The sequence below is a fragment of the Rhizobium sp. KDH_Rht_773_N genome, assembly GCF_052946295.1.
Window position 1 is genome coordinate 4,024,557 of record NZ_CM129525.1, and the last position, 19,427, is coordinate 4,043,983.

Genomic DNA, 19,427 nt, shown 5'->3' on the forward strand with positions numbered 1-19,427 from the left:
TCACGTAGCCAGATTGACCACGGTGTCCGGCTTCACGCCGTAGATCATTTCAAAGTGCTGATTAGCAAAGCCTTTTATATCCTCATGGCTGCCGTTCTGGCTGAGCCATCGGTAGTTATAGGTGAACGGGCCGGGGCGCCTGATCCATTGATCCGTCATATCGTAGGTAAGATTGATCGCGTAAAAGCTCTCGAATACCTGCTGAACTAGCGATTCATCGCGGCCTGAGACGAGCCGTGGAAGAATCCCGTCGTCATCCTCCTTATCCATGAAGAGCGCGCCGTGCCGGTCAAACAGTTCCGCCGACTGTTCCGATATCCTCGACAGCCACGAGGAGATTTTGACGTGCCTACATCTCACAATGGAAGTCGGTACGACGTTCTCCTTTAATTTGGACGCGGCAGCTCCGGCTCTTAGTATTCCATTCGATGATCCAGAAACCGGTGTTTTCATTCAGCGTCTCCAGATCGGACCCGTCTCGGTTTACTATTGTGCCTATGTCGATATGACTTTTCGCCGGGCAGAGGGTGAGGCGGCGTTTCTGGAGGGCGTGGTAACCAAATCTGGCGTTGTCGAGCCAGCCGACGGAATGAGTATCGATACTTTTGCAAGCACTTGCGCGGCCGAGGTCGGCGCAAAATGTCGAATTATGCTTCCATCGTGATAAATATCACCGGCTCGTTTAGAGCGGATCTGGCGGCCTTTTTTCAGAAAGGTGCATGGTTCGCCTTGTCAACGACGATGATGTTTTGCTGGTGTCAGGTATGATTTTATCATACTTTATAAGCAACCGAGGAAAGTTTACGACCATGCGAAATGCCGAAAAGGTGACCATTACCCTGACCGCCGATATGTTGCAGAGTATTCGCGATACGGTCGAGGCTGGGGAATTCGCGACGACAAGCGAAGCGATGCGCGATGCGGTGCGCGTCTGGCAGCGTCAGCGCCTTGAAGACGCCGAGCGGCTTAATGCCATGCGCGCGCGCATTCGACGTTCTTTGGATGATCCACGCCCAAGCTTGTCGGCAGACGAGGCGGACGCGGAAATGGACCGTTTCATGAAAGGTCAGGAAAAAGCATCCCGCAATGCGGCGCGCTAGGGTCATCTACCGGCCCGAGGCGCTTAACGACCTTCGCCAGATCTACATCCTCATTGCCGACATGAGTCAAAGCCATGTCACGGCCAACCGCTTTGTGAAGCGCATCATGGCGAGGTGCCGCAAGATCGGCGATGCGCCGAATGGCGGCCGTCCTCGGGACGATCTTTCGCCCGGCTTGCGAACCGTGCCGTTTGAGCGCTCCGCTGTGATTGCCTATCACGTCACCGACGCCGTCGAGATCGTCAACGTGTTTTACGGCGGCCGGGACTATGATGCCCTGTTCCGCGAAGGCGACGACGTGGATGAGCAGGAATCCTGAGAATTTCCCGTCACGTCCAGTTGGCGCGCGCAGCGCGCTCGCGGCATGACAAATAACAACACACCGCCCAGGGCCAGGGCGATTCCGGCCTGACTTTTACCCGGCGAAGCGACCCAGATGATGATGCCGATCGGGCAGAGGACCACGCCGATCTGGTAGGTGTAGGCGATGATGGGTGTGAGGACCGTACATGGGCCGCCGCGTCGATCCTGCCCATGAAGACCCGCGGCGGCACTCCAGGACCGCGGCTTTGTTCTGGATCACCCGGCATCCGGGGCGGTGGCGAGATAGCCGATGACGGCGCGGCGGACGCGCTCCGTCAGCCCCTGTCTGTCCTCCTCGCCATGCTCGCCGGCGGCATCGATCATGCCCTTGACGATCGCCACCACGTCATGCGCGGCAAGATCGGTATCGGGCTGCCGCGGCAGGTCGGGGCGAAGGAGCGTGGCGCGGGTGAGTTCGAAAAAGCGCTGCTTGACCCGCTCTGTCTCGGGGTCGAGCGGCAGGCGCGCCTCCTCGTAATCCAGCAGGCGGGCAAGGGCAGGGCGCTCAAGCTGGTGGTGGACGCAGGGCGCGATCAGGGCCGAAAGCGCGGCTTGCCCGGTCGGCTGCTCGGCGGCCTTTTCCGCGTCACCGATGAGTGACACGGCCTGCCGCTGGATCAGGGCGCCGATCAGCGCGTCCTTGCGCGGGAAATACTGGTAGAGCGAGCCGACGCTGACGCCGGCCCTTTCCGCCACCGCATTGGTGGAAAAGCCCTCATGACCGCGCTCTTCCAGAATGCGAGCCGCAGCCTCGACGATGGCCGAGACGGTTGCGAGCGAACGGGCCTGTCGCGGCGCTTTTCTGGGCGTTGAGCGGCTCTTGTGGGGGCTGTCGGGCATGGGCCTCAAATGCGAGTGGCGAAAAAGCGAGTTATCGCTCACATTATCGCCGTCAGATCGAGCGCACAAGCGGTCGGGCAGCACGGCAAGCCGGTTCTTGCGGCGTGTCACCGGGCGGTGATGCGGATGCGCCTTGCTGCGCCTGCGACCGCTTCTGCCGGAACGGAAGGGAAAAACGACATGACCAGGGACATGAAGACCGCCATCGTGACCGGCGCCTCCAGGGGCATCGGCGCAGCCATTGCCAGGCGGCTTGCGGCCGACGGCTTCCGGACAATCGTCAACTATGCCGCGGATGCCGCCGCCGCGGGCGCGGTGGTGGCCGCCATCGCCGCCGAGGGCGGCCATGCGCTCGCCCTCCGCGCCGACGTCTCGGATGCCGGGGCGGTGGCGGACCTTTTCGCGCGCGGCGAGGCGGAGTTCGGCACGGTGGACGTGCTCGTCAACAATGCCGGCGTCACCGCTTTCGGGCCGCTCGCAGAGGTCCGCGACGAGGACTACAACCGGCTGGTCGCCGTGAACCTGACCGGCACGTTCAACGGCATGCGCGAGGGCGCAAGGCGCATGGCCGAAGGCGGGCGCATCGTCAACCTGTCGACCAGCATCATCGGCCATTATTCGCCGGGCAACGCCGTCTACACGGCCACGAAGGCGGCGGTGGAGGCGATGACCCACATCCTCGCCAAGGAACTCGGCCCGCGCGGCATCACCGTCAACGCGGTCGCTCCCGGCCCGGTCGCGACCGAACTGCTGCTCGCCGGCCGCCCGCCGGAGGTGATCGAGCGCCTGACCAGCGAAATCCCGCTCGGCCGCCTCGGCCAGCCGGAGGATATCGCCCGGATCGTCGCGTTTCTGGCGAGCGGCGAAAGCGGTTGGGTCAACGGGCAGGTGATCCGCGCAAACGGCGGGCGGAACTGACGGGAGGTTGCGACAGACACGCGCCCGCCGGCGGCCGCTTGACACGAAAAACGGCGGCGCGCATAAAAACGCTATGGGGTTGCGATCACCCCACGAGGCGACATGCCGAAGAATCGCGTCCATGAAACCGAACAACGGAGGGACGCGTCATGCCGTCATTTCTCGAAATATCGTCAGACAAGCTTGCCCGCATGGTCGGCACGCCCAATGCGCCCGTCATCGTCGATGTGCGCAGCGAAGAGGATTTCGCCCGCGATCCGCGGCTTGTGCCGGGCTCGATCCGCAGATCCCACAGCGATGTAACGGAATGGGCCGGCGGTCTTGCCGGCCCGGTGGTGGTCGTCTGCCAGGCGGGCGGAAAGCTTAGCCACGGGGTCGCCGCCCATATCCGTCATGCCGGCACGGCCGCGGAAGTGCTGGAAGGCGGCTTCGAGGCTTGGACGGGCGCCGGCGGCGCGGCCGTGCCCGCCGGCAGGCTGCCGCCACGCGACGGGCAGGGGCGGACGGTCTGGGTCACGCGGGCGCGCCCGAAGATCGACCGCATTGCCTGCCCCTGGCTCATCCGGCGCTTCGTCGATCCGCAGGCCGTCTTTCTCTTCGTGCCGACATCGGACGTCTCCCCGGTTGCCGAGCGCTTCGGCGCGGTGCCGTTCGATGTCGAGGACGTGTTCTGGAGCCATCGTGGCGAGTTCTGCACCTTCGACGTGATGGTCGAGGAATTCGGTCTTGCTTCGGAGCCGCTGTCGAGGCTTGCGACGATCGTCCGCGGCGCCGATACCGCCCGCCCGGAGCTTGCGCCCGAGGTGGCGGGCCTGCTTGCCGCCTCGCTCGGCCTGTCGCGCATGTTCGTCGACGATCTCAGGCAGCTCGATGCCGGCATGCTGCTCTACGATGCCTTCTATCGCTGGTGCCGCGACGCCACGGACGAGACGCACAACTGGCCCTCGCCGAAAAAGGGAGGCTGACATGACCAGCGCCGTCAGCCCCGCGACGCCCGCCGCCGGCGCGTCGCCGAACCCGCATGGCGTCACCTTCGGCGAGGCCTTTCGCGTCTGGCTGCGGGTCGCGGCCCTCAGCTTCGGCGGGCCGGCCGGGCAGATCGCCGTCATGCACCGCATCGTCGTCGACGAGAGGAAGTGGATCGGCGAGCAGCGTTTCCTGCACGCGCTGAACTATTGCATGCTGCTTCCGGGACCGGAGGCGCAGCAGCTTGCCATCTATATCGGCTGGCTGATGCACCGGACCGCCGGCGGCCTGGTGGCCGGCATCCTGTTCGTGCTTCCGGGCTTTCTGTCCATCCTGGCGCTCAGCTACCTCTACGTGAGCCTCGGCAGCGTCGATGCCGTCGAGGGGCTGTTCTTCGGGCTGAAGGCGGCCGTCCTTGCCGTCGTCGTCCAGGCTGTCGTCAGGGTCGGCGGCCGCGCATTGAGGAACAGGGCGATGATTGCAATCGCTGCGGCCGCTTTCCTGGCGATCTTCGTCCTGCACGTGCCTTTTCCCGTCATCATCCTGGCCGCCGCCGTCATCGGGTTCGTCGGGTCGATGTCGGGCTCGCGCCTGTTTCAGGGCGGTGGCGGGCACAAGGCGGGCGGCGGCGCGGTCCTGGCCGACGCCGAGGCGCTGCTCGGCGAAGAGATACCGCCGCATGCGCGGCCGAACCTTGGCTGGTCGCTGCGGATATCGGCGGTTTTCGTGGCGCTCTGGCTGCTGCCGCTGCTGCTGCTTTATCTCTTCCTCGGCCCCGGAGATATCTTCACGCAGATCGGCGTGTTCTTCAGCAAGATGGCTCTGGTGACGTTCGGCGGCGCCTTCTCTAATCGGCGGGGTAACGTCAAGCACATTCCCGCCGATCCCAAGCCGACGGGACGCATCGTCCGCAGTCGGCCCTAAGCGGTCGTGACACGCCTGAAATGATTGCAAGACTGCTGGGACCGAGTTCGGCGGACGGAGTGGAGATGCCCCGCCCGCCTTGGTTGGCTCAGGCCGCCTTGGCCGACACCGGGAGACGGAAAGGGGCACCCAGACGATTGAAAGCGTTCATCGCTGCGATTGTGATCGTCAGATCGACCAGGTCCTTCGGCTCGAAGGCCGAGGCTGCTGCGGCATACGCTTCATCGGATGCGTGCGTTTCGCTGACCCGGGTCACTTCTTCGGCCCAAGCCAAGGCTGCGCGTTGCTGGTCGGTAAACAGATGGGGCACTTCGTCCCAGACCGATACCAGAGCGACCTTGTCGACCGACATGGTCTTGCGAAGATCGCGACCATGCATGTCGATGCAGTGGGCGCAGCCATTGATCTGGGAGACCCGGAGGAAGACGAGGTGGATTAGCTCCTCGGGCAGATTAGTGTTCTTCGTGACGTAGTGGTGGACACCGAACAGCGCCTTTGCGCCCTCGGGAGCTACTTCGTACCAGTTCAGACGGGCCATGGATGGTTCCTTTCCTGTTTCTCATGGTTGCAGTTCTCCCGTCGCCGGCACAGCGCGCCGTCGGCAGGAATTTCCGAATTCTCCGTGGTGTCGTCAGCGTGGAGAGCGGCGTCCTTCTCTCAGCGCCGTGACGCGCGCCGTCTCCCGTGCCGATGTCCGGTCGCGGAACCAGTCCGCGACAAGGTTTTCGAATTCTTCCGGTCTTCCGCCCTGCGCAAGATCGGCAAGGCTCGTCTTGTCGAGTTCAGAACGCATGCGCCGTTCAGCGCGCAGCATGACCGCATGAATGCGACAGACACCATCCACCGACCATGGTGGCGGCGTTCCGCCAAACAGAACACAGCCTCGACGGACCTCCTTGCAATCAAACAGTTTTCGATCGCCCTCGATGGCGTCCACGACCTCAAGCACAGAGATATTCGCTGGCGGCTTGGCCAGTTCGTAGCCGCCGCTGATCCCATCGCTCGATGAGACGATCCCGGCCTTTTCCAGCTTCGGCATGATCTTCGCCAGCATGGCGGTGGGAACGCCCTGCATCTCTGCGAGGTCTCGGCTGCTCGCGCGCTTCGGATGCTCGGAGATGAGCCACAGCAGGGTGTGAAGCCCGTATTCGACCGAGACCCCGAACAGACTCACGCCTTTGCGTCGATCAGGCATCCCGCTATTGGCCGGGTGTTGATCGCCTTCGGCGTCAACTTGCCCCTCATCATTCGACATAACGCCACCTCATCAAGTCCGCATTAGACTTAACGCAACCTAACTCTATCCGCGTTAAAGAGTCAACGGCGAAATTGTCAAACGGTCCCAAGCAGAGTTCGACTGATGAGCCGAATGCAATCGAGAGAAACTCCGGTTTCTGATCTCAGATTCGCGTTGCCCGAAGTCTGCTGTTGGCGCAGAGCAGCCGAAATCGCTGCTCGGCAAACGCCGGCCGGTCATACCTGTACACCACATAGCGTTTGACGTTCGCGGCCCGCGCTTCTCTCCGGGATCGGCACAAAGCCCTCCCATGATGGGGTTCCGTAGATAATGCGGTCCAATCTATGCTGCATCCTGATGAAAATTCATCGGAATAAACGCCGCCACGAACTCGCATCACCGTCGTCCGCGAAGGACGCCTTCCGCTGCTACGCGGAACTCTGAATTGGCTTCAAGATATTTTCTCGGTCCCTCAGCTAGGCTGCCACCGACGTAGGGGGCTCTATTTTCGTCCAGCGAAACTCTGAACCATCCACCCACATTCGATGCATGACGACCGCGAGACGACGAGCCAATGCCACCTTCGCTTTCTTGCTGCCATGTCGCTTCGCGACATTCATGGCCCAAGCCTTCAGCCAGCACCATTTCACTACGCGGGTCATCATTGATTGGGCGGCTTCATAAAGAAGCCGTCGCATCATGGCATCGCCGCGAAGTGAGACATGCCCAACCCGGCTCACCTCGCCCGATTGGTTGAGTACAGGCGTCAAGCCAAGTACCGCTCCCACCGAACGTGAATGCCGGAAGCGCGTCGGGATGTCGACAGTCGCGACGTAGGCGAGCGAGACGACAGCGCCGACCCCAGGCACAGTCATCAAGCGCCTGCAAACGTCGTCATTTTTTGCCTCGCTGCGAACCCGCTTCTCGAGTTTGGCAAGACCCTCTCGCAATTTGCGCCGGCCGTCGAGCAGAGGCTGCATGATCTCTACCAGTTCAGCATCATTTTCTACGAGTTCCAGAATCCTCCGCTCGAAGGTGCCGCCAGAGGTCTGGCCGACCTTCAGTCCAAAATTGCGCAGAAGGCCGCGCATCTCGTTCTCAAGATCGATCGCCTTTTCCTGCAGCAAAGAGCGTGCTGTCAGCAACGCGCGGCGCTTTTGACTCCCAAGCGTCTTCACATGCACATCCTTGAACAAGCCGACGCGCATCATATTGGCGATGCCCCTCGCGTCGTTCCGGTCACTTTTGTTTTGCTGGAGTGCTTCAAGAAAGGCTTTGGTATGGCGAGTCTCGATGCAGACGACCGGGAAGCCTGCTTTAGCCAATCCGTCGAATAACCATTGCGATAATGGACCGGCCTCCAAACCGATCCTGTCCAGGTTTAGCGCCGGATCGTTCAAAATAGCGACGAGGTCATCCGGGTGTGACGCGACCTTTCGTTCTCGGCAGAGTTTCCCGTTCTCATCGACAATGCAAACACTCGTCTCCTTGATGGAGACATCGAGACCGACATAATGTTTCATGGATGCGCTCCTCTCTCTGATGATAAAATGTGGCTGCGTCATACTGACCGCGTTTTATCATCAGCCACCGTCCGATGCTTCCCGTTCTCCGATCGGCCAGCTTGAGGCACAGAGCCGATTAGCCCATCTATGCTGTGCTCGCCTATGTCGCGCAGGAGGCCGTCCAGCATTTCGGATGGCTGAAACCCACCGACATGCTCGACGGTCTGGGCATGGCGGAAACGACGCCCGGCCCGCTGATCATGGTTCTGCAGTTCGTCGGTTTCATGGGCGCCTATCGCGATCCCGGCAGCCTGAACCCGCTGACGGCGGCGACATGCGCGGCCGTGCTGACGACCTGGGTGACGTTCGTTCCGTGTTTCCTCTGGATCTTCCTCGGCGCGCCCTTCATCGAGAGACTGCGCGGCAATGCGGCGCTGGCGGGCGCAATGTCGGCCATCACGGCGGCGGTGGTCGGCGTCATCCTCAACCTTGCGATCTGGTTCGGCCTGCACTTCCTGTTCCGCAGCGCCGAGGTTCGAAAGATCGGCCCCTTGTCGATCGAGCTGCCCGTCTGGACCTCGCTGTCGCTTCCGTCGCTGCTGCTCAGCCTTGCGGCCGCGATCGCGATCTTCCGCTTCAGGCTGGCGGTCATTCCCGTGCTCGTGGGCTGCGCGGTCGCCGGCATGGCCTGGCCGGCGTGAGAGCCGCGTCACCGGAAGATCCGGCGGCGCCGCAGGTTTCGGGGCGAAGCGGCAGAAACATGTCGAACCAGTTTCCGTCGCTGCCCCATCGGACATGGCCCGTCGTTTCGAGTGCTTCGGGCAGGGCCTTCGTGTATAAGGAAGCGGCCTCGCCGGGCATGCAGGCGGCAAGCGGCAGCGTGAGCGCGGCAAGCACGGCCGGCCGCAATCTCGGGGGCTTTTTGGCTTTGGTCATGGATGGAGCGCGGCCTGCCTGAAAACTGTGCCGGACAATCGCACAGGCGCCGTTCGGCGGCAACGACCGGGCCGACAGGCGACAGGGAGACTTGCCGATGCCGTCAGAGACATCCGTGATCGAATGGCTGCTCGCCTCCGATCCCGCCATCCGCTGGCAGGTGCTGCGCGATCTCCTCGACGCGCCGGAGCCGGTCTGGGCCGCCGAGCGGCAGAAGGTCGAGACGGAAGGATGGGGCGCGCGGCTGCTCTCCTTTCAGGATGCGGACGGGCAGTGGGCGGGCGGTTCTTTCCTGCCCGCCGGCTTCACGCGCGAGGAGTGGCAGGCGAGCGGCCAGCCCTGGACGGCGACGAATTTCTCGCTGACGCAGCTGCGCGAATTCGGCCTCGATCCGCGCTCGCAACCGGCAAGGCGGACCGTCGCGCTCATCGGCGCCAATTGCCGCTGGGACGAGGGCGGCCAGCCCTTCTGGCAAGGCGAGGTGGAGGAATGCATCAACGGCCGCACGGTCGCCGACGGCGCCTATTTCGGCGTCGATGTCTCGCCCATCGTGGAACGATTGCTCGGCGAGCGTCAGGCCGACGGCGGCTGGAACTGCGAGCGGGCGAACGGCTCGCTGCGCTCCTCCTTCCATACGACGATCAACGTGCTGGAAGGGCTGCTGGAATACGAGCGGGCGACCGGCGGCACGGCGCAATCGCGCGCGGCGCGGCGCTCCGGCGAGGATTACCTGCTGGCGCGGCACCTGATTCGGCGGCTGAGTACCGGCGCCCCGGTCGACGAAACATTCCTGCAGTTCCTGCATCCGAACCGCTGGCGCTTCGACGTGCTGCGCGGGCTCGACTATTTCCGCGCTTCGGCGATGCTTTCGGGCGCGGAACCCGATCCGCGGCTTGGAGAGGCAATCGAATACCTCTGCTCGCGGCAGCGGGAGGACGGACGCTGGCCGCTCGACTGGCGCCTGTCGGGCCGCAGCTGGTTCGTCATGGATGACGGCGAGGGCGAGCCCTCGCGCTGGGTGACGCTGCGGGCGCTGCGTGTGCTGAAATGGTGGCGCGCCCGGCCGGCTGCCGCAGGCTAATGCCGTCCGCGAGGCCGCCTTGCGTTGATATGCGTCAATGCCGCCGCCCGGTCGCGGCGGCAGTCTGGCCTCGTCGTAAAACGCAATGGGGGCGTATATGGACGAGGCGATCAGGAAGAGGATTCTGGCGATACTGGACGGGCAGCGGCTCATGAGCGTGGCGACGCTGCGGCCGGACGGCTGGCCGCAGGCGACGACGGTCGGCTACGTCAATGACGGGCTGACGCTCTATTTTCTCTGCAGCCCCGACAGCCAGAAGGCCGCAAATATCGCGCGCGACAACAGGGTGTCGCTGACGATCAACCCGGATGCCGACCAGCTGATGCAGATCACCGGCCTGTCGATGGCGGCCTTCGCGCGGAAAGTGGAAGATCCCGACGAGGCCGACCGGGTGCTGCGCATGATGCCGGCAAAATACCCGGCGCAGCGGGATCTTGCGGTCTCCATGCCGACGCGCGACCAGATCAGCATCTTCCGCGTCGTGCCGAAGCTGATTTCGGTGCTCGATTATTCCAGGGGATTCGGCCACGCCGATCTCGTCACGCCCTGACCATGGCGGCCTTGCCGATATCGGCGAGCGTCACCCTGGCGAATTCCCGCTCCAGGGCCTGTTCCGCGGTTTGAAAGGCCAGTTGCAGGCTGGCATTGGCGGCGCGCTCCACCGGGCAGGACGGGTGATCGTTGGAGAGCGGCGCGTCGAGCAGCGTTTCGCCCTGCAGGGCGCGCTGCACGTCGAGAATGGTGATCTCTTCGAGCGGCTTCGTCAGCGACCAGCCGCCGCCGCGCCCGCCCTCGGATTCGACGATGCCGTGCTGGCGCAGCGAAGCCATGGTGCGGCGCACGACGACGGGATTGGTGTTGAGCATCTGGGCGATGCGCTCCGATGTCTCCCGGCCGCCGAGCAGGCCCATATGGACGAGGACATGGATCATCCGCGCCAGTCTTCCGTCTTGCCGCATCCGTGCCTCCCGATAAAGCGTAACAAATGATGTTACGGTGTATTGACTTCCGCTTGCTGTGGTGCAAGTTTCTGTAACGCAAAAAGATACGGAATTAAAGATTCCATTTCGCGGCCGCCGGTTCTTCCGGCCGCCCGCATCGTTTCAGGAGGCCAGGATGCAGCACCGCACGATCGAAACCGCAACGCTGAGGATGCGCATCCTCGAAGCCGGCGAGGGGCCGCTGGTGCTGCTCTGCCACGGATTTCCCGAGACCTCGCATGCCTGGCGCCATCAGGTTCGGGCGCTGGCGGCGGCCGGCTTTCATGCCGTGGCGCCCGATATGCGCGGTTACGGCGGCACGGAAAGCCCCGAGGCGGCCGGCGCCTATACGCTTTTCGATCTCGTGGCCGACATGGTGGCGCTTGTCGATGCGCTCGGTGCGGAAAAGGCCGTTATCGCCGGCAGCGACTGGGGCGCGACGGTTGCCTGGCAGGCGGCGCTGATGCGTCCGGACAGGTTCGGCGGCGTCGTCGCCCTGGGCGTGCCGATGATGGGCCAGCCGCCGGTGCCGCCGACCACCATCTTTCCGGCGACCCCGGACCAGCTTTTCTATCTGCTTTATTTCCAGCAGCCGGGCGCGGCCGAAGCCGAATTCGAGCGCGACGCCGAGGTCACGCTGCGCAGGATCTATCACGCCGCAAGCGGCGAGGCGGGGCCGCGCCTGCCGGGAGACGGAACGCCGAACCCGTTCGCCATGGTGTCGCGCGCATCCGGCCTGCTTGCCGGCCTGCCGGAGGGCGGGACGCTTGCGGGCTGGCTGCCCCAGGCCGATCTCTATGTCTTTGTCGAAGCCTTCCGGGCATCCGGCTTCGGCGGCGGGCTGAACTACTATCGCAATCTCGACCGGAACTGGGAATTGCAGAAGGCGCTTGCGGGGCTGAAGGTCGCCATTCCCGCGCTCTTCATGGCCGGCGAACGCGATACCGGCCTTGCCATGCCCGGAATGCGGGAGATCATCGATGCCATGCCGGGGCTTGTGAGCGATCTCAGGGCAGTACGCTTCGTGCCCGGCGCGGGCCACTGGCTGGCGCAGGAGCGGCCGGAAATCGTCAGCGCCGCGATCGTCGATTTCCTCAGCGGCCTCTGACGGGCTTAGTGGCCGCCTTCCAGCATCCGCTCCAGCGTGGCGATCAATTCCCGGCTGCCGTTGCGGTCGTCGGCGATCGTCTGGAAGAGGCCGGCCATGCCCTTGAAGATCAGGGCGGCGGGATCGTCCGCGCCCAGGAATTCGGCGATCTCCTCCATTTCCGCCACCCAGCGATAGGCCTTGGGAAACATGTCGGGAACGGAATGGCCGAGCCGCTTTACGAGTTCGGCCTGGCTTTCAGCCAGTTCCACCTTCAGGGCCTCGCTGGCATCGTTGCGGGCGGCGGCCAGCAGCATGGCGGAGGAGAGGCCGACAATGCCCTTGTTGATGCCGGCGTAACATATTTTCAGCGCCGAGGCGGCGCCGACAGGGCCTTTGACCGGGCGGATCTTCAGGCCGAAGCGGGAGAGCAGCTCCGGCTCGCCGGCCAGATCGCCGCTGAGGCAGACGACCGGGCCGGCCTTGCCCGGAACAGGCGGGCCGCCGATGATCGAGCCGTCGAGCACCTTGGCGCCTGTCGGCGCAAGGCCGGCGGCGAGCCTTTCCATGGTTTTCGGGCTGACGGCGTTGAGATCGATAAAGGCCGGCTTGCCTTTGCCGGCGCGCAGCACCGGGGCGACGCGTTCGGCCACGGCCAGCGCCTCGGCCGGCGGCACGATGGAAAGGACGATATCGGCCTCGCCGAAGGCCGGAAGCGGGACGGCTTCAAGCCCGGCGGCGCGGGCGCGCTCCAGCGTGGCGCTGCTGCGCCCTTCGAGAAAGGTGACGACCCTGGCTCCGGACTCGACGAGGCGGCGGCCGACGGCGCTGCCCATGGCGCCGGCGCCGAACAATGCGATCGTGGTGGACATTGGCGGATGGACCTCTTTGGCGGGGGATGCGGGAAGACTAGGGCGGGAAGGCGGATGCCGCAAGGCGGATGCGGCCTTCAGGCCTGCATTTCGAGCGCGGCAAGATCGTCGGGCGCACCGGCGGCCCTGGCGGCATCTCGGCAGGCCTTGGGCGATGCGCCGGTCATGCGCTTGAACGCGTTGCTGAAAGCGCTCTCCGAACTGTAGCCGAGCGATCGGGCGATCACGGCGACGGGCGTCGTCTCCTGCGTCAGCGCTCGTTCGGCAAGGCGCATGCGCCATTGCGAAAGATAGGTCAGCGGCGCCACGCCGGATACGGTGCGGAAGTGGAAGGCGAAGGTGGTGCGCGACATGGCGCAGGCGCCGGCAAGCTCCTCCAGATGCCAGGAGCGCGCGGGATCGCCATGCATCAGCCGCAGTGCCGGCGAAAGCCTGGGGTCGCAGAGCGCCCGCAGCCAGCTGGCGGGCATGAGGCCGTTCGTCTTCAGATGCGCGCGCAGCACCTGGATGAAGAGAAGCTGGGCCAGCTGCGCGCAGGCGAGCTGCGCGCCCGGCTCGCCGCTCGCCTGCTCAAGCACCAGCCGATCGAGAAGCCAGCGGAAGTTGCCGGCCTGCTGCGAGGCGGCCCGAATGTGGATCCACGGCGGCAGGACATCCGCCAGCAGGCGGCCACTGACCGGATCGAGCAGCACATGGCCGCCGATATGGGCGAAATCGGCACCGTCACCGAGCTGCGCCGTCGAGCGGCCGGCGCCGGAAAAGATGCTCATCGCGTCGACGGCGGCAAGGTCAGGCGCGCTCGACAGGACAAAGGCGCGCCGCGCCGCCAGCAGCCCGATATCTCCGGTTTCGAACCTCACCGGCCCCGGCTCGCCGTCGATGGCGGCCCAGCAGCTGCCTTTCACCACGGCGAAGAACTTGATCGTCTTCGGCACGGGAAAGCGGATCGCCCAATCGCCTCCCGCCGTGAAGCCGCCGGTCAGGAGCGTTTCGGCCTTTGTGAATTTCAGGATGTCGGAAAAGGGATCGGCGTTCATTCTCGTACTATCGCGCAACTCATCCGCACTCTCAAGCATTCATAATCCGGATTGGCCGCCTTACGTTTGCCCCTGCCGCCAGACCGGCGGTTACGTTCAGAGAGAAGCGGGATGACATTGAAGAGACGCAAACTTGGCAGCCAGGGGCTGGAGGTCGGGGCGATCGGCCTCGGCTGCATGGGCATGAGCCAGTCCTACGGGCCGGCCGACGAGGCCGAATCGATCGCGACGCTGCACCGGGCCATCGAACTCGGCTGCGATTTCTTCGACACGGCGGAAAATTACGGGCCGTTCAGGAACGAGGCGCTGCTCGGCAAGGCCTTCAGGGACCGGCGCGACAAGGTCGTCATCGCCACCAAATTCGGCTCGCGCTTCGATGGCGACAGGATCGTCGGCGCCGACAGCCGGCCGGAGACTATCGTCCGCGTGGTCGAAGGCTGCCTGACGCGGCTGCAGACCGACCATATCGATCTCCTGTACCAGCACCGGCTGGACAGGAGCGTGCCGATCGAGGACGTGGCCGGCACGGTTGGCGATCTCGTCAGGGCGGGCAAGGTGCGCTTCTTCGGCCTCTCGGAGATCGGCATCGCCAATCTGCGCCGCGCCCATGCGGTGCATCCGGTGACGGCGGTGCAGAGCGAATATTCGCTGTGGGAGCGCAATCTGGAGCCGGAGATCATTCCGGTCATGCGCGAGATGGGGGTGGGCCTCGTGCCCTTCTGCCCGCTGGGGCGCGGATTTCTTGCCGGCGACGTGAAGCGTGCGGAAGACTATCCGGAGGGCGATACGCGGCGCATCGATCCGCGTTATCAGGGGGCGAATTACGATGCCAACAAGCGGGCGGCGCGGATCGTCTTCGATATGGCTGCGGAAAAGGGTGTCCAGCCGGGGCAGGTGGCGCTCGCCTGGCTGCTGCACAAGGGCGAGGATATCGTGCCGATCCCCGGCACCAAGCGGCGGACCTATCTGGAGGAGAATATCGCGGCTGCTTCCGTCCGGCTGGATGACGGGGAGATGCGGCGGCTGGACGAGGCGCTGGTGACGGGGACGATTTCGGGGAACCGCTATGCCGACTGGATCATGGCGACGATCGATCGGTGATTGCCCAGGCTGGGCCTGGCGCGTGTTTGCCCGTCTGAGCCCTCCCGCCAAGGGCGCCGGATACACACGAGCGCCCCTCCAACCTCCCTTGTATCTGCACATTGATGATTTTGTGCGAAGGAAGCGACTGAGCCTCTTGCCGGGTGGCCACCCGGCAAGAGGCGTGGCGGCGTCGCCCGTTCTCCCTCCGGCTACAACCGTGGATGAGCCAGGGATCGTCGCCATCGTCACGTACGACCGAACAGTCGCTTGGTTCCAACCGCACGCACAAGGCAGGTTACCGTGAACAGCATCATATGTGGAGTGGATGTTTCGAAGGAGTGGCTGGATGTGTTCATCCGCCCGTTGGGTATTTCGCAGCGTTTCAGCAACGATGCGGCCGGTATTGGCGCGCTTGGCGCTCTGTGCCTTGCCGAGGCTGTCGAGCTTGTGGCCATGGAAGCCTCTGGCGGTTACGAGCGGCCGGCCTTTCTGTTGTTGTGGGAGATGGGGGTCGCCTGCGCGCTTGCCAATGCGCGCAATGTGCGCCGCTTTGCCGAGGCCATGGGCTTTCTGGAAAAGACCGACCAGATCGATGCGGCGGTGATTGCCCATTATGCCGAGGCCAGGCCGCTGCGTGCCTCGCCACCGCCGAAGCCGGCGCAGATGCGGCTGCAGGCCTTGGTGGCGCGGCTGTCCCAGGTCACCGGCGACCTGATCATCCAGAAGCAGCGCAGAAGCGTTGCCCGCGATGCACAGGCCGTTGAAAGCCTCAACGAGGTGATCGCGCTTCTGGTGCGTCAGAGCCGCAGGCTGGAAGGCGAGATCGCCTCGATGATCGACGACGATCCGCTCTGGGCCGGCCTCGACAAGGCCTTTCGCTCCATCAAGGGTGTTGCCTCGCGCACGGTTGCCCGGCTGATGGCCGAGCTGCCGGAGATCGGTCATATCTCCAACAAGGCTATCGTCAAGTTGGCTGGCCTTGCGCCGATTGCCAACGACAGCGGCAAGAAAAGCGGACCACGGCCGGTGCGCGGCGGTCGCAAGGGGCCACGTGGCATCCTCTTCCTGATCGCCGCCATTGCTGCCAGATACGATCCGCATCTGGGCGCCTTCCAGCAACGGTTGCAAGCCGCAGGCAAAGCGAAAATGGTCATTCGCATCGCGCTCGCCAGAAAGCTCCTCGTCATTCTCAATGCAAAAGCTCGAGATGCGCGAAGGGAATTCGCACATGCAACTTGACACACCAGATAGTCGCTCATTCCTGTGCCTGTCACAGGAATCCAGCCTGCTCAAGTCCTTGAGCAGGAAAGACTTTTTTGATTCCTTCTCGTGGGAGAGTCATTCACCGCGCGGACGCGCGGTGGCTGGATTCCTGTGACAAGCACAGGAATTGTCTGTGCGATCCATGCTTTACTATCGGAGAAGCTGGTTTTGAACCCCGGGACGGCCATCCCGGGGTTCGCGCGGTCAGGCGCCCGTACAGGAATTGGTTTTGACAACCGACCTCATGAAGGGACCTCATCGCTCCAGCTTCGCATCGCTTGATGACTTGACTGGGCTATCCGTCGGACACGCCCGCAGACAATTCGAAGCATGGAGCCCGATTATGATGACAGAACCGGCCAAAATCCAGTCCATCCTCGGTCTGGACGTCTCGTGCGATACCGTTGCCCTCTTCGATAGCCGCACCCATCGCAGCATCACCATTGCCAACGATCCCGACGCGCTGCGGGCGGCCCTGCAGCCCTATCAGGCCAGCGCCACGCTTGCCGTGTGCGAAGCAACCGGCGGCCACGAGGACACCGTGCTCGGCGTACTCCTGGAACTGTCCATTCCAGCCCATCGCGCCGATCCCGCCAAGGTCAAGGCCTATATCCAATCCTTCGGCAAACGCGCCAAGACCGATCCGATCGATGCCCGATGGCTGGCCCGCTACGGACAGGACCGTGCCGAGGCGCTGCCACAATGGCAACCCAAAGACCCGATCCGGCAAAGACTTACGCTGCTCGTCGCCCGCCGGCTCGATCTCGTCGCCATGCGCGTCCAGGAGCAAAATCGCCTCAAGGCCCCGCGCGGCAGCTTCCTCGCCGACGATATCAATGCCCATCTCGATGAGCTCAACCGCCATATCGCCGCCCTCAATGCCGAGATCGACAGCCTGATCACCCAGGATCACGATCTGACATTGCGCGCCAAAGCACTGCGCTCGGTCCCCGGCATCGGCCCCGTCCTCATGCCGATGCTGCTGGCCCTCATGCCCGAACTCGGCAGCCTCAATCGTCGCCAGGTCGCAAGCCTTGCCGGCGTCGCACCCCATCCCAAAGACAGCGGCAAGGTCAGCTGGCACCGCGCCACCTTCGGCGGCCGACGCACGATCCGCCCCGCGCTCTTCACCGCAGCCCTCACCGCCTGCCGCGGAGACGGACCGCTCGCCACGGCCTACAAAACCATGGTCAAGGCCGGAAAACCAAAACGGCTCGCCCTCACCGCCCTCATGCGAAAGATCATCACCATCGCAAATGCCCGCGTCAGGGACGCTCTCAAGCCGAAAACCGAAAAAATGCCGGCATAGGCTTTAACTGACTTGGTGAGGGGCGGGGAGGCCACAGCAATGAGGGACGGGGGGTGGCGACCGGCCAAAACAGCCTAGTCCCGCATCCTGAGTTCGTCCGTCTGCATCTGCAGCGAGCCCAGCGTTTCCAGGAAGCTCATGCCGAGCAGGCTCTGGTCCAGCCGGCCGTCTTCCGCCACGCTCGCGGCCACGTTGCTGCGCACGATCGGGCCGATCGCCACCTGATCCAGCGTGACGGGGGCAGCGCGGGCGCGGCCGTTGGCGGTCATCACGCTCATGGAATAGGTGAGCTGCTTCGGGTCTATGCCGATGCGCAGCGCGTCGGCGTGGGAGAGCGCCACCATGCTGGCGCCGGTATCGACGAGCATGGGCACCGACTGGCCGTTGACGGAGACTTCCGCCTCGAAATGGCCGTTCAGCATCTTGTGGACGATGACTTCCTGCCCGCCTTCGCTCGTGGTGACGATCACCGCGCGGCCGGGCACAAGGCCGGCAAGCAGCCGGTTGCCGACGGCCATCGCGTCGTAGCGGTAGAGATAGGCGGTGGCGAGCGCCAGGATGATGACCAGCCAGATCAGGAACTGGCGCATCGTCTCGCCGATATTGCGGCGGCTGCCCCAGATGCCGGCGGCCAGCATCAGGGCGATCGGCAGCAGGTAGACGAAGCGGCCGAAATCGTCGCTCGCAAGGCCCATGATGCGGCTCTGGTCGCTGTTGAAAAGCAGGACGGCAAGGCCGATGAGGATGACGGCAAGAAGCAGGACGAGGCGCATCAGCCGGCCGCCTCCAGCGTCTTTGCCTGTTCGGGAGCAGGCGCGGCGAGGCGCGCGGGCAGGCTTGCCATGATGTGTTTGCGCTCTTCATCCGAAAAGCGCATCCAGCCGGCGATTTCTTCCGTTGTGCGGCCGCATCCGGTGCAGAGACCGGTCAGGGGATCCAGAAAGCATACGCGGATGCAGGGTGTTCGCATGGGCGATATATCGGGATTTCAGAGAGCCATGGCAAGGGCGCAGAAACCCGCGACCTCGCAAATCTGCTGGTTGGCGCCGAGCGTGTCGCCGGTGTGGCCGGCAAGCCTGCGGCGGATGAACCAGGTGAAGAAAAGCGTCGAGAAACCGGTGGCAAGCAGGGCCGAGACGAAAGGCAGCAGGCCGAGCGCCGGCCAGACGAGAATGGCGGTGATGAAGCCTGCCGCAACAAGGGCGACCTGCATCGTCACTTCCGCCGGCCTTCCGGCCGAAGCCGCAAGCCCGTCCGGCTTTGCGGCGGGCAGGCGCTGCCAGTGCCAGGCGATCGCGCCGCGGCTCAGCGCCGCGACGGCCGGAATGGCAAGGGCGGCGGCAAAGGGCGAGGCTTCGCGGGCGATGGCGGCGAGCGCCGAAGCCCTCAGCGCGAAGGACAGGATGAGGGCGATCGCGCCGTAGCTGCCGATGCGGCTGTCTTTCATGATGAGGAGGCTCTGCTCGCGCGTCTTGCCGCCGCCGATGCCGTCGGCGGTGTCGGCGAGCCCGTCCTCGTGCAGCGCCCCGGTCAGGATCGTCTGGACCGCGAGCGCCACGAGCGCCGCCATCAGCCGGTCGGCGCGCAGGGCAAGCATGACGAAGAAGACGAGCGCGGGCAGGGCGCCGATGGCAAGACCGGCCAGCGGAAAGACGCGCACCAGCCGGCCGAGCTTGCCGTCATAACCGGCAAAGAGCCAGGGCGGCATGGGAATGCGGCTGAGAAAGGCCACGGCGCGCGCCGCATCGACGACGATGTCTTTTATCACTGTCTGCGATCCCCCGTCTCTCCGGCGGCCCGTTCGTCTTCCTGCGGCTTTTGGCGTTGCTTGCTTTTTGACATTGTTCGCCGTGGCCGGTCGCTTTAAGAGAGTCGCCACGCAAGGAACCCGATTTGCCGGGAAAAGACAAGAAGACAAGGAAAGCC

General features: G+C 64.3%; 20 protein-coding genes and 3 pseudogenes. 12 read left to right on the plus strand and 11 right to left on the minus strand.

What is annotated here, in order from left to right; genetic code table 11:
- A complete protein-coding gene (locus ACU8HS_RS19960) occupies positions 1-453 on the minus strand; it encodes a hypothetical protein (RefSeq protein WP_447015046.1) in 453 nt (150 codons plus the stop codon).
- Positions 454-809: 356 nt separating this feature from the next.
- On the opposite strand from ACU8HS_RS19960, the gene ACU8HS_RS19965 reads away from it, so the two are divergent.
- Positions 810-1,100 carry a ribbon-helix-helix domain-containing protein gene (locus tag ACU8HS_RS19965; protein WP_112573063.1) on the plus strand — a complete coding sequence of 97 codons (291 nt, stop codon included), beginning with the start codon at positions 810-812 and terminating at the stop codon, positions 1,098-1,100.
- Positions 1,087-1,419 carry a type II toxin-antitoxin system RelE/ParE family toxin gene (locus ACU8HS_RS19970; RefSeq protein ID WP_112706456.1) on the plus strand — a complete coding sequence of 111 codons (333 nt, stop codon included), beginning with the start codon at positions 1,087-1,089 and terminating at the stop codon, positions 1,417-1,419. Before ACU8HS_RS19965 ends, ACU8HS_RS19970 begins: the two co-directional genes overlap by 14 nt.
- A 260-nt stretch (positions 1,420-1,679) precedes the next feature.
- On the opposite strand, the gene ACU8HS_RS19975 is transcribed toward ACU8HS_RS19970, so the two are convergent.
- Positions 1,680-2,303 carry a TetR/AcrR family transcriptional regulator gene (locus ACU8HS_RS19975; RefSeq protein ID WP_447015047.1) on the minus strand — a complete coding sequence of 208 codons (624 nt, stop codon included), beginning with the start codon at positions 2,301-2,303 and terminating at the stop codon, positions 1,680-1,682.
- A 180-nt stretch (positions 2,304-2,483) separates the two neighbouring features.
- Between ACU8HS_RS19975 and ACU8HS_RS19980 the strand changes: the two genes are divergently transcribed.
- The 3 genes and pseudogenes from ACU8HS_RS19980 to ACU8HS_RS19990 all read left to right on the plus strand — a co-directional run.
- Complete coding sequence (locus ACU8HS_RS19980; protein ID WP_447015048.1) at positions 2,484-3,221, plus strand: SDR family oxidoreductase; 738 nt, start codon at positions 2,484-2,486, stop codon at positions 3,219-3,221.
- A 149-nt stretch (positions 3,222-3,370) separates the two neighbouring features.
- Positions 3,371-4,186 (plus strand): chromate resistance protein ChrB domain-containing protein, encoded by an 816-nt coding sequence (locus tag ACU8HS_RS19985; protein WP_447015049.1) that lies wholly within the window; start codon positions 3,371-3,373, stop codon positions 4,184-4,186.
- A gap of 1 nt (position 4,187) precedes the next feature.
- A pseudogene (locus tag ACU8HS_RS19990) lies at positions 4,188-5,036 on the plus strand (chromate transporter); the annotation flags it as partial.
- A 163-nt stretch (positions 5,037-5,199) separates the two neighbouring features.
- Here the strand turns inward: ACU8HS_RS19990 and ACU8HS_RS19995 are convergent.
- From ACU8HS_RS19995 to ACU8HS_RS20005, 3 genes are all read right to left on the minus strand, one after another.
- The gene (locus tag ACU8HS_RS19995) at positions 5,200-5,649 is read right to left on the minus strand and encodes a carboxymuconolactone decarboxylase family protein (protein ID WP_018858524.1); all 450 of its coding nucleotides are present in this window, start codon (positions 5,647-5,649) and stop codon (positions 5,200-5,202) included.
- Between the two features lie 93 nt (positions 5,650-5,742).
- On the minus strand, positions 5,743-6,366 hold the full coding sequence (locus ACU8HS_RS20000) for an RrF2 family transcriptional regulator (protein WP_018858523.1): 624 nt from the start codon (positions 6,364-6,366) through the stop codon (positions 5,743-5,745).
- Between the two features lie 458 nt (positions 6,367-6,824).
- On the minus strand, positions 6,825-7,871 hold the full coding sequence (locus tag ACU8HS_RS20005; RefSeq protein WP_018858522.1) for an IS110 family transposase: 1,047 nt from the start codon (positions 7,869-7,871) through the stop codon (positions 6,825-6,827).
- A gap of 128 nt (positions 7,872-7,999) precedes the next feature.
- Here ACU8HS_RS20005 and ACU8HS_RS20010 point away from each other — a divergent pair.
- From ACU8HS_RS20010 to ACU8HS_RS20020, 3 genes and pseudogenes are all read left to right on the plus strand, one after another.
- A pseudogene (locus ACU8HS_RS20010) lies at positions 8,000-8,554 on the plus strand (chromate transporter); the annotation flags it as partial.
- Between the two features lie 332 nt (positions 8,555-8,886).
- Positions 8,887-9,870 (plus strand): squalene cyclase, encoded by a 984-nt coding sequence (locus ACU8HS_RS20015; protein ID WP_447015050.1) that lies wholly within the window; start codon positions 8,887-8,889, stop codon positions 9,868-9,870.
- Positions 9,871-9,967: 97 nt separating this feature from the next.
- Entirely contained in the window at positions 9,968-10,420 is a 453-nt protein-coding gene (locus ACU8HS_RS20020) for a pyridoxamine 5'-phosphate oxidase family protein (protein WP_447015051.1), read from the plus strand.
- On the opposite strand, the gene ACU8HS_RS20025 is transcribed toward ACU8HS_RS20020, so the two are convergent.
- A complete protein-coding gene (locus ACU8HS_RS20025) occupies positions 10,410-10,829 on the minus strand; it encodes an Rrf2 family transcriptional regulator (RefSeq protein ID WP_112706449.1) in 420 nt (139 codons plus the stop codon). The two genes, ACU8HS_RS20020 and ACU8HS_RS20025, sit on opposite strands and share 11 nt — an antisense overlap.
- A 157-nt stretch (positions 10,830-10,986) precedes the next feature.
- Here ACU8HS_RS20025 and ACU8HS_RS20030 point away from each other — a divergent pair, with 157 nt between their 5' ends.
- Positions 10,987-11,958: an alpha/beta fold hydrolase gene (locus tag ACU8HS_RS20030; RefSeq protein WP_447015052.1), complete on the plus strand. Its 972-nt coding sequence runs from the start codon at positions 10,987-10,989 to the stop codon at positions 11,956-11,958.
- 5 nt (positions 11,959-11,963) lie between these two features.
- On the opposite strand, the gene ACU8HS_RS20035 is transcribed toward ACU8HS_RS20030, so the two are convergent.
- Positions 11,964-12,809, minus strand: a complete 846-nt coding sequence (locus ACU8HS_RS20035; protein ID WP_447015053.1) for a DUF1932 domain-containing protein — start codon at positions 12,807-12,809, stop codon at positions 11,964-11,966.
- Between the two features lie 77 nt (positions 12,810-12,886).
- A complete protein-coding gene (locus tag ACU8HS_RS20040; protein WP_447015054.1) occupies positions 12,887-13,846 on the minus strand; it encodes an AraC family transcriptional regulator in 960 nt (319 codons plus the stop codon).
- A gap of 111 nt (positions 13,847-13,957) precedes the next feature.
- Between ACU8HS_RS20040 and ACU8HS_RS20045 the strand changes: the two genes are divergently transcribed.
- The 3 genes from ACU8HS_RS20045 to ACU8HS_RS20055 all read left to right on the plus strand — a co-directional run bounded on the left by ACU8HS_RS20045 (position 13,958) and on the right by ACU8HS_RS20055 (position 17,501).
- Complete coding sequence (locus ACU8HS_RS20045; RefSeq protein ID WP_447015055.1) at positions 13,958-14,947, plus strand: aldo/keto reductase; 990 nt, start codon at positions 13,958-13,960, stop codon at positions 14,945-14,947.
- Positions 14,948-15,229: 282 nt separating this feature from the next.
- Complete coding sequence (locus ACU8HS_RS20050) at positions 15,230-16,168, plus strand: IS110 family transposase (protein WP_447015056.1); 939 nt, start codon at positions 15,230-15,232, stop codon at positions 16,166-16,168.
- Positions 16,169-16,535: 367 nt separating this feature from the next.
- Positions 16,536-17,501: an IS110 family transposase gene (locus tag ACU8HS_RS20055; RefSeq protein WP_112706310.1), complete on the plus strand. Its 966-nt coding sequence runs from the start codon at positions 16,536-16,538 to the stop codon at positions 17,499-17,501.
- 74 nt (positions 17,502-17,575) lie between these two features.
- Here the strand turns inward: ACU8HS_RS20055 and ACU8HS_RS20060 are convergent, their stop codons facing one another.
- The 3 genes and pseudogenes from ACU8HS_RS20060 to ACU8HS_RS20070 all read right to left on the minus strand — a co-directional run bounded on the left by ACU8HS_RS20060 (position 17,576) and on the right by ACU8HS_RS20070 (position 19,209).
- Complete coding sequence (locus ACU8HS_RS20060; RefSeq protein WP_447015057.1) at positions 17,576-18,274, minus strand: TIGR02281 family clan AA aspartic protease; 699 nt, start codon at positions 18,272-18,274, stop codon at positions 17,576-17,578.
- 110 nt (positions 18,275-18,384) lie between these two features.
- Positions 18,385-18,471 (minus strand): annotated as a pseudogene (locus ACU8HS_RS20065) (DUF1289 domain-containing protein); the annotation flags it as partial.
- A gap of 18 nt (positions 18,472-18,489) precedes the next feature.
- The gene (locus ACU8HS_RS20070; RefSeq protein ID WP_447015928.1) at positions 18,490-19,209 is read right to left on the minus strand and encodes an adenosylcobinamide-GDP ribazoletransferase; all 720 of its coding nucleotides are present in this window, start codon (positions 19,207-19,209) and stop codon (positions 18,490-18,492) included.
- Positions 19,210-19,427 lie beyond the last annotated feature (218 nt).